This window comes from Nonomuraea wenchangensis (genome assembly GCF_900111685.1).
Taxonomy (GTDB): domain Bacteria; phylum Actinomycetota; class Actinomycetes; order Streptosporangiales; family Streptosporangiaceae; genus Nonomuraea; species Nonomuraea wenchangensis.
Map to the genome: position 1 here is coordinate 467380 of NZ_FOHX01000001.1, position 14190 is coordinate 481569.

A 14190-nucleotide genomic window follows, 5' to 3' on the forward strand; every position below is an offset into this window, starting at 1 on the left:
CCAAGTATCCGCAGGCAGGGGGGAATGTCGCAACAGGTGATCGTGTAATCGGTCTAACACGCTTTGTACGTTTTCGCCGCTTTTGGATCACAGGTCACGGGAGTCGCGCGGCCACCAGGTCCCAGACGGCGTCGGCCACGTCTTCCTTGGGCCCGAGCGGCACCTCCACCGGCTCGCCCCCGGCCACCAGGACGGTGGCCGCGTTGTCGGGGGTGCCGAAGGCCCGGCCCTCCCCCACCTGGTTGACCACCAGCAGGTCGCAGCCCTTGCGGGCGAGTTTGGCCTGGCCGTTGGCGAGCACGTCGTGCGTCTCGGCGGCGAAGCCGACGATGACCGCGGGATCCACCGCCACGCGACCGGCCGGCGCGGGATCGCCGGCGGCCTCACGGGCCGCGCGGCGCAGCTCGCCCAGCTCGGCGAGGATGTCGGGGTTCTTGGTGAGGCGGATGGGCTCGGGCTCGCCGTCAGTCTTCTTTATCTTGACGTCGTGCCGGTCCGCGGGCCGGAAGTCGGCCACCGCGGCGGCCATGACGACGACGTCGGCCCCCGCCGACGCGGCCAGCACCGCCTCGCGCAGCTGGGCCGCGGACTCCGCCCGGACGACCGTGGCCCCGGCCGGGTCGGGCAGCGCGACGTTGGCGGCCACCAGCGTGACCTCCGCGCCGCGCGCCGCCGCCGTGCGGGCCAGGGCGTAGCCCTGCAGCCCGGTCGAGCGGTTGCCGAGGAACCTGACGGGGTCGATGGCCTCGCGGGTGCCGCCAGCGGACACCACGACCCGGCGCCCGGCCAGGTCGCGCGGCCTGCCGCGCAGCACGCGCAGGCAGACCTGGAAGATCTCGGCGGGATCGGGCAGCCGGCCGGGGCCGGTGTCGGCTCCGGTGAGCCGCCCGACGGCCGGATCGAGGACGATCGCGCCGCGCTCGCGCAGCGTGGCGACGTTGGCGCGGGTGGCGGGATGCTGCCACATCTCGGTGTGCATCGCGGGCGCGAGGACGACCGGGCACGTCGCGGTGAGCAACGTGTTGGTGAGCAGGTCGCCGGCCAGCCCGTGCGCCGCCTTGGCGAGCAGGTCGGCGGTCGCAGGCGCCACCACGACGAGATCGGCGCTCTTGCCGATCCGCACGTGGGGCACCTGGTGGACGTCGTCCCACACCTCGGCCGACACGGGGTTGCCCGACAGGGCGGCCCAGGTGGGCGCGCCCACGAAGTTGAGGGCCTCGCGGGTCGGGACGACCCGCACCTCGTGACCGGACTCGGTGAACAGCCGCAGCAGCTCGCACGCCTTGTAGGCGGCGATGCCGCCGCTGACGCCCAGGACGACCTTCATCGAGGGGTCAGGCCGCGCCTTCGATGGGCTCGGCGGTCAGCAGCCCCTCGGAGACCTCGCGCAGCGCGATGGACAGCGGCTTCTCCTGGGCGTGCGTCTCGACCAGCGGGCCGACGTATTCGAGCAGGCCCTCGCCGAGCTGCGAGTAGTAGGCGTTGATCTGGCGGGCGCGCTTGGCACCCATGATCACCAGGGAGTATTTGCTGTCGACGATGTCGAGCAGCGCGTCGATCGGCGGGTTGGTGATGCCCTCCGCGGTCGCAACGGTGCCTGCCACGATGTCAGACCTCTCGTTTGGTGGTAGTCGTGATCCCCTGAGGGTCAGTCATCAAGGCTATCAGCCGGTCGCACACGTCCTGGACGCTCGTGTTGACCAACGTCAGGTCGAACTCGGGCTCGGCGGCCATCTCGACGCGTCCGGCGGCCAGCCGGCGCGCGATGACGTCCTCCGGCTCGGTGCCGCGCCCGCGCAGCCGCTTCTCCAGCTCCTCCCACGTGGGCGGGGCCAGGAACACCAGCAGGGCCTCCGGCATGGTGCGGCGCACCTGCCTGGCGCCCTCCAGGTCGATCTCCAGCAGGGTGGGGACGCCGTCGGCGAGCTTCTTCAGCACCGGCTCGCGCGGCGTGCCGTAGCGGTTGCCCGCGAACTCCGCCCACTCCAGCAGCTCGCCCGACTCCACCAGCCGGTCGAACTCCTCGCCGTCGGCGAAGAAGTAGTGGACCCCGTTGACCTCGCCGGGCCGGGGCCTCCTGGTGGTCACCGAGACCGACAGCCACACCTCGGGGTGTGCCCGCCGGAGCTCGGCGACGACCGTGGACTTGCCGACGCCCGACGGCCCCGACAGGACCGTCAGGCGTCGTTCGTTCATGGGCAGGAATCCGACCTCCGCTCCCGGCCCGACCGCCTCGTGGGCACTAGCACCGCCGGACCAGGACCTGTCGGTCACTTTCCTACCCCCCGTTGAACCCGCGTTTCCGTGTGGAACCGAGATTAGCTCTCGTTGCCACCGAACTCGCGCTCGAGGGAGGCCCTCTGGTTCGCGCCGAGGCCCCGTACGCGACGGGACTCGGCGATGGCAAGCCGCTCCATGAGCTGCTTGGCGCGGACCTTGCCCACGCCGGGGAGTGATTCCAACAGAGCCGACACCTTCATCTTGCCGATGACGTCGTCGGTCTGCCCATCCTTGAGCACCTCAGCCAGAGAAACCGCGCCATGCTTGAGCCGGTTCTTGACCTCGGCACGCTCTTTACGGGCCTTGGCAGCCTTTTCCAGGGCTGCGGCGCGCTGCTCAGGGGTCAGGGGAGGAAGAGCCACGCCGGGTCACCTCGAATTTCTGTCGATGTACTCGGACGGGAAGGGAAACTAGCTGGTCATCGCCCCCTAAGCAACGCCAAGAGCGGTTTCTCTCCTCACAAAATCCACTTCATCACTGTCCGTGATGGTAAAATCACACAGCGCTGATCAAATCGCCTTCACTTCCGCGTTCAGGCGTCCGATCCCGCCGATGTCGCGAAACGCAACGGTGATCGTGTCCCCGTCCGGGACCGATGTCCGAAACCCCGTCCCCACCAGGCCCGAAACCTGCTTTGATCTTGGGATGGCGCCCCGCTATGATCTTGCCGGACAGGCCGCGCCGGCCCGTGCCCCGCTGTGTCCCGTGTCCCCCGTCAGGACGCGCGCCGCAGTGAGGCGGCGATCGCGGCGGCGGCCGCGCCCGGGTCCGGGGAGCCGGTGATGGGCCGGCCGATGACGAGCAGGTCCGCGCCGTCGGCGAGAGCCTGCTCCGGCGTCGCAACCCGCGCCTGGTCCTGCACGGCCGCGCCCGCGGGCCGCACGCCGGGCGTGATGAGGGTGATGCCGTCCCCCACCTCGCGCCGCACGGCCGACACCTCGTGCGGCGAGCACACCAGCGCGGTGGCCCCCGCCTCCACCGACAGCGCCGCGAGGCGGCGCACCGCGTCGTCGGCCGGGCCGCGGAGCCCGATGCGCTCCAGGTCGGCCTCGTCCAGCGAGGTCAGCACGGTGACCGCGGCGATCGCCGTGTGCGGCGCGGCCTCGACCGCGGCGCGGATCATCGCCGGGCCGCCGCCCGCGTGCACGGTCAGGATGGCCGGCCGCAGGCGGGCGACCGCGCGGGCGGCGCCGGAGACGGTGTTGGGGATGTCGTGCAGCTTCAGGTCGAGGAACACCCGCACGCCGCTGGCGCCGCGCACGGAGGCGATCACATCGGGGCCGTAGCGCAGGTAGAGCTCCAGCCCCACCTTGACGGTGCTGACGTGCGGAGTCACCAGCGACGCCCAGCGCGCGGCGGTCTCCAGGTCAGGGGCGTCGAGGGCGACGGCGATCGGTGCGGGGGTCAAGTCGTGCTCTCCTCGGTCGTTCGGTGGTGTCTCGCGGTTCGAAAGCGGTCTGGGGTTGGGGCGCGTCACGGCGCGCTCTCCTCGGTGTCGACGAGCAGGTGCCGGGGCGCGCTGCCCGGCGGGCGGTGGGCCAGCCCGACGGCGTCGGCGAGCCGCTGGAACCCGCGGGCCCGCAGCAGGTCCTCCAGCTCGCGCTCGATGCGCAGGCAGGCGTAGGGGTCGTGGAACAGCGCGGTGCCCACGCCGACCACGCAGGCGCCCGCCAGGACGAGCTGGAAGGCGTCCCTGCCGCTCATGACGCCCCCGATGCCGATGAGCGGCACCCCGGGCAGCGCGGCGTGCACCTGCCACACGCAGCGTACGGCGAGCGGCAGGATGGCCGGCCCGGACAGCCCGCCGGTGACGGCGGCGAGCGACGGGCGCAGGGCCTCGGTGTCGATGGCCATGCCGAGCGGGTTGTTGATCATGGACAGCGCGTCGGCGCCTGCGTCCACGCAGGCCCGCGCCACGGACACGATGTCGGCCACGTCGGGGGCGAGCTTGGCCACGACCGGCACGTCGTAGCGCATGATCGAGCGTACGGAGGCGATGACCTCGGCGGCGGCGCTGCCCTCGCGGGCGAAGATCCGGCCGCGGTCCTCGATGTTGGGGCAGGAGAGGTTTACCTCCAGCGCGGTGACGCCGGGCGCGTCGGCGAGCCTGCGGGCCAGCTCGGAGTACTCGGCGACGGTGCCGCCGCCGATGGAGACGATGGTCTTGATGCCGCGCTGGGCCAGCCAGGGCAGCTCGCGCTCCAGGAACGCCTCGATGCCCGGCCCCTGCAGCCCGACCGCGTTGAGCATGCCCGAGGGCGTCTCGGCCATGCGGGGCGTCGGCCGGCCGGCGCGCGGCGCCATGGTGATGGAGCGGGTGGTGAGGGCGCCGAGCCGGTGCAGGTCGAAGAACTGTGCCAGCTCCCGCCCCGAGGAGGCGCACCCGGCGGCCGTGGTGATCGGGTTGGCGAGCTCCACGTGCGCCAGGAACGTACGCATATCAACTGACATGTCGTGCACCGCCTCCGGGGGCGCCGAGCGCGTCGAACGGGATCGTTCCCACGTCCTCGAACCGCACCCGCTCCCCCCGGAACACCGGCCCCTCCGCGCACGCCCGGACCATCCTGGTCGCCCCGTCCTCCCCGATGACCGGGATGACGCACGTCATGCACACCCCGATGCCGCAGGCCATCCGTTCCTCGACGGCCACCTGCACCGGGATGTCGAACTCCATGCCCACCGCCGTCACCGCCCGCAGCGTCTCCATCGGCCCGCAGGCGTAGACCGCGTCGGCGCGGGTGTCGGCGATCACCGAGGGCAGCGCGTCGGTGACCCTGCCGCGCAGTCCGAGCGAGCCGTCCTCGGTGGTCAGCGTCGTCGTCTCGGCGATGCGGCGGGCCCGCATCGCGCCGAAGACCCGCTCGGCGCCCGCGCCGCCCAGCACGAAGTCGACCCGGCAGCCGCGCGCCAGCAGCGCGTCGGCCAGCGGGAACAGCACGGCCGAGCCGTACTCGGCGCCCACCAGCACGCAGTGCGCCGGGTCACGGGGCAGCGGGAAGGGCCGGCCGAGCGGCCCGACCAGGTCGAGCGTGTCGCGGGCGCGCCGCTCGGCCAGCCAGGCCGTGCCCCGGCCGCGTACGGTGAAGACCAGCTCGACCGTGCCGCCGTAGTCGGACTTGACGTCGTGGACGGAGAACGCGCGCCGCGTCACCATCGAGGTGTGCCCCCCGCCCACGGCCACGGAGACGAAGTGACCGGGGCGGAAGCGCTCGGCGATGCCGGGCGCGACCACCGTCAGCGCATGGTAGGCGTCGACCCGGCGCGTCGTCAGCACCGTGCCCGTCACCTGCACCGGTGTGCCGGCCAGTCGTCCTCACCTCCCCTGCGGGGCCGCTCAGCCCCGCAGCGCCTGCCCGTGCTCCTGGAGCGACCGTACGCCCACGTCGCCGCGTACGATCGCCTGGATGCCCGCCGCCGCGGCCGCGAGCCCCGCGACGGTCGTGATGCACGGGATGCCCCGCAGCACCGCGGCGGTGCGGATCTCGTAGCCGTCGAGCCGCGGCCCCGACTGGCCCGGGCTGCCGAAGGGCGTGTTGACGATGAGGTCGACCTCGCCGTCGAGGATGGCTCGCACGCTCGTCGGCTCACCTCCCGGGCCCGGGCCCTCGCTGTGCTTGCGCACGATCTTGGCATGGACGCCGTTGCGGCGCAGCACCTCGGCGGTGCCCTCGGTGGCGAGGATCTCGAAGCCGAGATCCGCCAGAGCCTTCACAGGGAAGATCATCGCACGCTTGTCGCGGTTGGCCACGGACACGAACGCGCGTCCTTTGGTCGGGAGCTCGCCGTACGCGGCGGCCTGCGACTTGGCGAAGGCGATGCCGAAGAACGCGTCGATGCCCATGACCTCGCCCGTGGAGCGCATCTCAGGACCGAGCACGATGTCGACGCCCCGGAAGCGGTTGAACGGCAGCACCGCCTCCTTGACCGCGATCGCGGCGTCGAGCGGCAGCGTGCCGCCGTCGCCCTCGGCCGGCAGCATGCCCTCGGCGCGCAGCGAGGCGATCGACGCGCCCAGCATGACCCTGGCCGCCGCCTTGGCGAGCGGCACGGCCGTGGCCTTGGACACGAACGGCACCGTGCGCGAGGCCCGCGGGTTGGCCTCCAGGACGTAGAGGACGCCGGCCGACATGGCGTACTGGACGTTGAGCAGCCCGCGCACGCCCACGCCCCGCGCGATGGCCTCGGTGGCCGTGCGGATGCGCTTGATGTCGAAGCCGCCGAGCGTGATGGGCGGCAGGGCGCACGCCGAGTCGCCGGAGTGGATGCCGGCCTCCTCGATGTGCTCCATGACGCCGCCGAGGTAGAGCTCCTCGCCGTCGTAGAGCGCGTCCACGTCGATCTCGATGGCCTCGTCGAGGAACTTGTCCACGAGCACCGGGTGGCCGCCCTCCTGGGCCGCCATGTAGGTGCTCAGCGTCTGCTCGTCGTAGACGATGGCCATGCCGGCCCCGCCCAGCACGTACGAGGGCCGCACCAGCACCGGATAGCCGATCTCGTCGGCGATCTCCTTGGCCTCGGCCACCGTGAGCGCGGTGCCGTGCTTCGGCGCCGGCAGCCCGGCCTCGGCCAGCACCCGCCCGAACGCGCCGCGCTCCTCGGCGAGGTGGATGGACTCCGGCGAGGTGCCGACGACGGGCACGCCGGCGTCCTTGAGCGCCTGCGCGAGCCCGAGCGGCGTCTGCCCGCCGAGCTGCACGATCACGCCCACAACGGGCCCGGTCTGCTGCTCGGCGTGGACCACCTCCAGGACGTCCTCCAGGGTGAGCGGCTCGAAGTAGAGCCGGTCGGAGGTGTCGTAGTCGGTGGAGACGGTCTCGGGGTTGCAGTTGACCATGACGGTCTCGAACCCGGCCCGCGACAGCTCGAACGAGGCGTGCACGCAGGCGTAGTCGAACTCGATGCCCTGGCCGATGCGGTTGGGCCCGGAGCCGAGGATGATGACCTTGCGCCGCTCGCCGTAGGGGACCTCGCTCTCCTCGTCGTACGTCGAGTAGAGGTAGGGGGTCTTGGCGGCGAACTCGGCGGCGCAGGTGTCGACGGTGTTGTAGACGGGCCGCAGCGCGAGGGCGTGCCGCAGGTCGCGCACCCGCGCCTCGTCGATGCCGCGGATCTCGCCGAGCTGCGCGTCGCTGAAGCCGTGACGCTTGGCGCGGCCGAGCACCTCGGCGGTCAGCTCGGGCGCCGCTGCGACGGCCGCGGCCTCCTCGTCGAGCAGGAAGAGCTGGTCGATGAACCAGGGATCGACGCTCGTGGCCGCGAACAGCTCCTCGGGCGTGGCGCCTGCCCTGATGGCCTGCTGCATGGTGCGCAGGCGGCCGTCGTGCGGGGTGCGGCAGGCGGCCAACAGGTCGTCCTTGTCGCCGGGCTCGCCCGCCCAGGTGAAGGAGGAGTCCTTCTTCTCCAGGGAGCGCAGCGCCTTCTGGAGCGCCTCGGGGAAGGAGCGGCCGATGGCCATCGCCTCGCCCACGGACTTCATGTGCGTGGTGAGCGTGGGGTCGGCGCCGCGGAACTTCTCGAAGGCGAAGCGCGGCACCTTGACCACGATGTAGTCGAGGGTCGGCTCGAAGGAGGCCGGGGTCTCCTTGGTGATGTCGTTGGGGATCTCGTCAAGGGTGTAGCCGATGGCCAGCTTGGCCGCGATCTTGGCGATCGGGAAGCCGGTGGCCTTGGAGGCGAGCGCGGACGAGCGCGACACGCGCGGGTTCATCTCGATGACGATCATGCGGCCGGTGCGCGGGTCCACCGCGAACTGGATGTTGCAGCCGCCGGTGTCGACGCCGACCTCGCGGATGACCGCGATGGCGACGTCGCGCATGTTCTGGTATTCGCGGTCGGTCAGGGTCAGCGCGGGCGCGACGGTGACGCTGTCGCCGGTGTGGACGCCCATCGGGTCGATGTTCTCGATGGAGCACACGATGACGACGTTGTCGGCCTTGTCGCGCATGACCTCCAGCTCGTACTCCTTCCAGCCGAGGATGGACTCCTCCAGGAGCACCTCGGTGGTCGGCGAGGCGTCGAGGCCGGCGCCGGCGATGCGGCGCAGGTCGCCCTCGGTGTAGGCGAAGCCGGAGCCGGCGCCGCCCATCGTGAACGAGGGCCGCACCACCAGCGGGTAGCCGAGCTGGGAGGCGCCGCTCAGCACCTCGTCCATGGTGTGGCAGATGACCGAGCGGGCGGACTCGGCGTTGAGCCCGTGCTCACGGGCGACCTTGGCGACGATCTCCTTGAACCGCTCGCGGTTCTCGCCCGCCTGGATGGCGTCGAAGTCGGCGCCGATGAGCTCGACGTCGTACGTGTCCAGCACGCCCGACTCGTGCAGCGCGACCGCCGTGTTGAGCGCGGTCTGGCCGCCGAGGGTGGGCAGCAGCGCGTCCGGCCGCTCCTTGGCGATGATCTTCTCGACGAACTCCGGGGTGATCGGCTCGACGTAGGTGGCGTCGGCGAACTCGGGGTCGGTCATGATCGTGGCCGGGTTGCTGTTGACCAGGATGACGCGGAAGCCCTCGGCCCGCAGCACCCGGCACGCCTGCGTGCCCGAGTAGTCGAACTCGCACGCCTGGCCGATCACGATCGGCCCCGAGCCGATCACCAGGACCGACCTGATGTCCTCACGCTTGGGCACGGCTCATGACCTCGCAAAACTCGTCGAAAAGGTAGGCGGCATCGTGCGGGCCCGCCGCGGCCTCCGGGTGGTACTGGACGCTGAAGGCGCTGCCGTCGAGCAGGCGCAGCCCCTCCACGCAGCGGTCGTTGAGGTTGACGTGACTGACCTCGGCCTGGCCGTACGGAGTGTCGAACGGCCCGTCGAGCGGCGCGTCCACCGCGAACCCGTGGTTGTGCGCGGAGATCTCGACCTTGCCGGTGCGTACGTCCTGTACCGGCTGGTTGACGCCGCGGTGGCCGTAGCGCAGCTTGTAGGTGGACAGCCCGAGCGCCCGGCCGAAGATTTGGTTGCCGAAGCAGATGCCGAAGAACGGCACCTTCGCCTCCAGCACCCGGCGCAGCGTCGTGACGTCCACGGTGGCGGGGTCGCCGGGGCCGTTGGACAGGAACACCCCGTCCGGCTCCACGGCCATGATCTGCTCGAAGGTGGCGTCGGCGGGCAGCACGTGCACCTCGCAGCCGCGCTCGGCCATGCGCTGCGCGGTCATGCCCTTGATGCCGAGGTCGACGGCGGCGACCGTGAACCGTTTGCCGCCGACCGCGGGCACGACGTACGGCTCGGTCGTGGCGACCTCGCCGGCGAGGGCGGCGCCCTCCATGCGCGGCGCCTGCCTGACCCGCTCGGCCAGCTCCTCGACCGGCGCGGCGGGGGCGGTGAAGATGCCCGCCCGCATGGCGCCGCGCTCGCGCAGGTGGCGGGTCAGTGCGCGGGTGCCGGGGATCGCGATGCCGACGACGCCCTGCTCCTTGAGGTAGTCGTCCAGCGAGCGGTTGGCCCGCCAGCTGGAGACGACCCGCGACGGCTCGCGTATGACGTAGCCGGCGACCCAGACGCGGCGGGACTCGGGGTCCTCGTCGTTGATGCCGGTGTTGCCGATGTGCGGCGCGGTCATGGCGACGATCTGCCGGTGGTAGGAGGGGTCGGTGAGGGTCTCCTGGTAGCCGGTCATGCCGGTGTTGAAGACCATCTCGCCGAACGTCTCGCCTTCGGCTCCGTAGGCGCTTCCGTGGAAGACGCGGCCGTCTTCCAGAACGAGCACGGCGGGCGTGTTCAAACCAGCTTCCCTTCGAGTACGGTCGGCCTGCCCCGCAGGAACGTGGCGACCACCCTGCCGGGCAGCGTCATGCCCTCGTAGGGGGTGTTCCTGCTCTTGGACGCGAAGGCGGAGGGATCCACCACGGTCCGCGCGGACGGGTCGTACAGCGTGATGTTGGCCGGAGCGCCTTCCTCCAGCGGCTGTCCCTGGCCGGTGAGCCGCCCGATGCGCGCGGGCACGACGCTCATGCGCTGGGCGACGCCCGCCCAGTCGAGCAGCCCGGTCTCCACCATGGACTCCTGGACGACGCTGAGCGCGGTCTCCAGGCCGACCATGCCCATGGCCGCCGCCGACCACTCGGTCTCCTTGTCCTCGACCGGGTGGGGCGCGTGGTCGGTGGCGACGATGTCGATCGTGCCGTCGGCCAGCGCGGCGCGCAGCGCCTCGACGTCGGCGCGGGTGCGGAGCGGCGGGTTGACCTTGTAGATGGGGTTGTAGGCGCCCACCGGGGAGTCCTCGACGAGGTCGTCGGTGAGCAGCAGGTGGTGGGGGGTCACCTCGGCGGTGACGTCCCAGCCCTTGGACTTGGCCCAGCGGAGGATCTCGACGGACCCGGCCGTGGAGACGTGGCAGACGTGCAGGCGGGAGCCGACGTGGGCGGCCAGCAGGCAGTCGCGGGCGATGATCGCCTCCTCGGCGACCGCGGGCCAGCCGGTCAGGCCGAGCCGGCCGGAGACGACGCCCTCGTTCATCTGGGCGCCCTGGGTCAGGCGCGGCTCCTGGGCGTGCTGGGCGACGACGCCGTCGAACGCCTTGACGTACTCCAGGGCGCGGCGCATGAGGACCGCGTCGTCCACGCAGCGGCCGTCGTCGGAGAAGACCCGCACCCGGGCCGCCGAGTCGGCCATCGCGCCGAGCTCGGCGAGCTGGCGGCCCTCCAGTCCGACGGTGACGGCCCCGACCGGGTGCACGTCGCAGTGGCCGAACTCGCGGCCGAGCCGCCACACCTGCTCGACCACGCCCGCCGTGTCGGCGACGGGCGAGGTGTTGGCCATGGCGTGCACGGCGGTGTAGCCGCCGCGGGCGGCGGAGCGGGTGCCGGTCTGCACGGTCTCGGCGTCCTCGCGGCCGGGCTCGCGCAGGTGGGTGTGCAGGTCGACCAGGCCGGGCAGCGCGACGGCGCCCCCGCCGTCGATCTCCTCGCCGCCGCTCAGCCCCTGGCCGATCTCGGCGATGACGCCCTGGTCGATCCTGAGGTCGGCGGGCTCGCCGCCGAGGATCCTGACGTTCTTGACGACGATCATGCGGTCTCTCCCCCGAGCAGCAGATAAAGGACGGCCATCCGGATGGTCACGCCGTTGGCGACCTGCTCCACGATGGTGGACCGGGCCGAGTCGGCCACCTCGGCGGCGATCTCCATGCCGCGGTTCATCGGGCCGGGGTGCATGACGATGGCGTCGTCCGGCATCTTGGCGAAGCGGTCGCGGTCGAGCCCGTAGCGGCGGGAGTATTCGCGCTCGCTCGGGAAGTACGCGGCGTTCATCCGCTCCTTCTGCACCCGCAGCATCATGACCACGTCGGACTTGGGCAGCACCGCGTCGAGGTCGTAGGAGACCTCGCACGGCCAGTCGCCGACCGAGACCGGCAGCAGCGTGGGCGGCGCGACCAGGGTGACCTCGGCGCCGAGCGTGTGCAGCAGCAGCACGTTGGAGCGGGCGACCCGGCTGTGCAGGATGTCGCCCACGACCGTGATCCTGCGGCCCTCCAGGCCGCCGAGGCGGCGGCGCATGGAGAAGGCGTCGAGCAGCGCCTGCGTGGGGTGCTCGTGGGTGCCGTCGCCGGCGTTGACGACGCTGCCGTGCACCCAGTTGGCCAGGCGGTGCGGCGCGCCGGAGGAGCCGTGGCGGATGACGACCGCGTCGGCGCCCATGGCCTCCAGGGTGAGCGCGGTGTCCTTGAGCGACTCGCCCTTGGACACGCTCGACCCCTTGGCCGAGAAGTTGATGACGTCGGCGGACAGCCGCTTGGCCGCCGCCTCGAACGAGATGCGGGTGCGGGTGGAGTCCTCGAAGAACAGGTTGACCACGGTGCGGCCGCGCAGCGTCGGCAGCTTCTTGATGGAACGTTCCGAGACCCTCGCCAGCTCCTCGGCGGTGTCGAGGATGAGCAGGGCGTCGTCCTTGGTCAGGTCGCCCGCGGAGATGAGGTGGCGCTTCACCGGGACTCCTCCTTCGCGGGCAGGCCCTTCATCAGCAGCACCGCGTCGCGCCCGTCGGTCTCCTGCAGGTAGACCCTGACCTTCTCGCTCTTGGCGGTGGGGAGGTTCTTGCCGACGTAGTCGGCGCGGATGGGCAGCTCGCGGTGGCCGCGGTCGACCAGCGTGGCGAGCTGGACGGCGGTGGGGCGGCCGAGGTCGTTGAGCGCGTCGAGCGCGGCGCGTACGGTGCGGCCGGAGTAGAGGACGTCGTCGACCAGGACGACGATCTTGCCGTCGACGCCGTCGGGCGGCAGCTCGGTGCGGCCGAGCGGACGGGCGGGCCGCAGCCGCAGATCGTCGCGGTACATGGTGACGTCGACGGAGCCGACGGGGATCTTGACGCCCTCGAACTGCTCGATGCGGTCGCCGAGGCGGCGCGCCAGGGTGGCGCCGCGGGTGGGGATGCCGAGGAGGACGACGCCGTCGCCGCCCTTGGTGCGTTCGAGGATCTCGTGCGCGATGCGGGTCAGCGCCCGGTGGACATCGGGGGCCTCAAGGACCGCCCGCGCATCGGCCCGCGGCTCGGGCCGGGGGTCGGACATGACGAAACTCACCGCCTTTCCCGCCTCACGGGACGGGTCATTAAAGGGTGTTGGCCGTGACACACAGTACCAGGGGCGACCAGGTACGACGTGAGCGCCCCGTGGTGCGCGGGACGTGGCGCGGCGTGAGATCCGCCACCGCACGGGGATACCGCAAGGATGACATTTCACGTCGATTCGGAGGTCGGGCGACTGCGGCAGGTCCTCCTGCACAAACCCGATCTCGCGCTCAAACGGCTCACCCCCGCCAACAAGGACGCCTTCCTGTTCGACGACGTGCTGTGGGTGCAGCGCGCGATGGAGGAGCACGAGGAGTTCCAGCAGGTGCTGCGCTCGCGGGGCGTGGTCATCCACATGCTCGACGACCTGCTGCGGGAGACGGTCGAGATCCCGGAGGCCCGCAAGCACATCCTCGACGCCGTCGTGGACGAGCGCTGGCTCGGGCCGGTGGCGATCGACGACATCCGCAACACCCTGGACGGCATGGACTCCGCGACCCTCCAGGTCTACCTGACCGGCGGCATCACCAAGGGCGAGCTGGCCGAGCTGGGGTGCGCGCCGCAGTCGGTGACCTTCCACGCCATGGGCGAGCACGACTTCATCCTGCCGCCGCTGCCGAACCACCTGTTCACCCGCGACCCCTCCTGCTGGGTGTACGACGGCGTGGCGATCAACGCGATGCGCAGGAAGGCCCGCATGCGCGAGACGGTCAACATGGAGGCCGTCTACATGTTCCACCCGATGTTCGCCGCCGGCTTCGACCGGCCCGAGCAGGGCGGCTTCCACTGCTGGACGCCCGGGCACGCGGCCGCGCCCGCCACCATGGAGGGCGGCGACGTGCTGGTGCTCGGCCGCGGCGCGGTCCTGGTCGGGATGAGCGAGCGCACCCGGCCGCAGGCGGTGGAGATGCTGGCGCGGCGGCTGTTCCGCGCCGGGGCGGCGAACCGGATCGTGGCCGTGGACCTGCCGAAGGCGCGGGCGTTCATGCATCTCGACACCGTGATGACGATGCTCGACGAGGGGGTGTTCACCCAGTACGCGGGCCTCGGGATGCTGCCGGCGTACACGATCGAGCCCGGCCGCACCGCCAAGGAGCTCAGGTTCACCGATCACCCGCCCGAGGACATGCACAAGGCCATCGCGCACGCGCTGGACCTGCCGGAGATCACGGTGCTGAGCGCGGAGCAGGACGTACGGGCGGCGGCCCGCGAGCAGTGGGACGACGGCTGCAACGGACTGGCGCTGGAGCCCGGCGTGGTCGTCGCCTACGACCGCAACACCACGACGAACGCCTACCTGCGCGACCACGGCATCGAGGTGATCACCATCAGGGGCAGCGAGCTGGGACGGGGCCGCGGCGGGCCGCGCTGCATGAGCTGCCCGCTCGAACGCGACGGCATCTAGACGCCCG

The 14190-nt window shown here is 71.7% G+C and carries 13 protein-coding genes; 1 reads left to right on the top strand and 12 read right to left on the bottom strand.

Going from position 1 to position 14190, the window contains the following annotated elements; translation table 11 throughout:
• Positions 1 to 94: 94 nt before the first annotated feature.
• The 12 genes from coaBC to pyrR all read right to left on the bottom strand — a co-directional run bounded on the left by coaBC (position 95) and on the right by pyrR (position 12779).
• Positions 95 to 1327: a bifunctional phosphopantothenoylcysteine decarboxylase/phosphopantothenate--cysteine ligase CoaBC gene (coaBC, locus tag BMW85_RS02245; RefSeq protein WP_091076156.1), complete on the bottom strand. Its 1233-nt coding sequence runs from the start codon at positions 1325 to 1327 to the stop codon at positions 95 to 97.
• 7 nt (positions 1328 to 1334) lie between these two features.
• Complete coding sequence (gene rpoZ / locus BMW85_RS02250) at positions 1335 to 1604, bottom strand: DNA-directed RNA polymerase subunit omega (RefSeq protein ID WP_091076157.1); 270 nt, start codon at positions 1602 to 1604, stop codon at positions 1335 to 1337.
• Positions 1605 to 1608: 4 nt separating this feature from the next.
• Positions 1609 to 2196 carry a guanylate kinase gene (gmk, locus tag BMW85_RS02255; RefSeq protein ID WP_091076160.1) on the bottom strand — a complete coding sequence of 196 codons (588 nt, stop codon included), beginning with the start codon at positions 2194 to 2196 and terminating at the stop codon, positions 1609 to 1611.
• Between the two features lie 122 nt (positions 2197 to 2318).
• Positions 2319 to 2642, bottom strand: a complete 324-nt coding sequence (gene mihF, locus BMW85_RS02260; protein WP_020541698.1) for an integration host factor, actinobacterial type — start codon at positions 2640 to 2642, stop codon at positions 2319 to 2321.
• 353 nt (positions 2643 to 2995) lie between these two features.
• Entirely contained in the window at positions 2996 to 3688 is a 693-nt protein-coding gene (pyrF, locus tag BMW85_RS02265; protein WP_091076162.1) for an orotidine-5'-phosphate decarboxylase, read from the bottom strand.
• A 65-nt stretch (positions 3689 to 3753) separates the two neighbouring features.
• Complete coding sequence (locus tag BMW85_RS02270; protein WP_091077142.1) at positions 3754 to 4731, bottom strand: dihydroorotate dehydrogenase; 978 nt, start codon at positions 4729 to 4731, stop codon at positions 3754 to 3756.
• On the bottom strand, positions 4721 to 5587 hold the full coding sequence (locus BMW85_RS02275) for a dihydroorotate dehydrogenase electron transfer subunit (protein WP_091076165.1): 867 nt from the start codon (positions 5585 to 5587) through the stop codon (positions 4721 to 4723). Before BMW85_RS02275 ends, BMW85_RS02270 begins: the two co-directional genes overlap by 11 nt.
• Positions 5588 to 5614: 27 nt before the next feature.
• Entirely contained in the window at positions 5615 to 8902 is a 3288-nt protein-coding gene (gene carB / locus BMW85_RS02280; RefSeq protein WP_091076168.1) for a carbamoyl-phosphate synthase large subunit, read from the bottom strand.
• Positions 8889 to 9998: a glutamine-hydrolyzing carbamoyl-phosphate synthase small subunit gene (gene carA / locus BMW85_RS02285; protein WP_091076170.1), complete on the bottom strand. Its 1110-nt coding sequence runs from the start codon at positions 9996 to 9998 to the stop codon at positions 8889 to 8891. The genes carB and carA overlap by 14 nt, the downstream gene beginning before the upstream one ends.
• Positions 9995 to 11284 carry a dihydroorotase gene (locus tag BMW85_RS02290; protein WP_091076172.1) on the bottom strand — a complete coding sequence of 430 codons (1290 nt, stop codon included), beginning with the start codon at positions 11282 to 11284 and terminating at the stop codon, positions 9995 to 9997. Before BMW85_RS02290 ends, carA begins: the two co-directional genes overlap by 4 nt.
• Positions 11281 to 12198, bottom strand: coding sequence for an aspartate carbamoyltransferase catalytic subunit (locus BMW85_RS02295; RefSeq protein WP_091076175.1), 918 nt, complete (start codon positions 12196 to 12198; stop codon positions 11281 to 11283). The genes BMW85_RS02290 and BMW85_RS02295 overlap by 4 nt, the downstream gene beginning before the upstream one ends.
• Positions 12195 to 12779 carry a bifunctional pyr operon transcriptional regulator/uracil phosphoribosyltransferase PyrR gene (gene pyrR / locus BMW85_RS02300; RefSeq protein WP_091077144.1) on the bottom strand — a complete coding sequence of 195 codons (585 nt, stop codon included), beginning with the start codon at positions 12777 to 12779 and terminating at the stop codon, positions 12195 to 12197. The genes BMW85_RS02295 and pyrR overlap by 4 nt, the downstream gene beginning before the upstream one ends.
• A gap of 159 nt (positions 12780 to 12938) precedes the next feature.
• Here pyrR and BMW85_RS02305 point away from each other — a divergent pair, with 159 nt between their 5' ends.
• Entirely contained in the window at positions 12939 to 14183 is a 1245-nt protein-coding gene (locus BMW85_RS02305; protein ID WP_091076177.1) for an arginine deiminase, read from the top strand.
• Positions 14184 to 14190 lie beyond the last annotated feature (7 nt).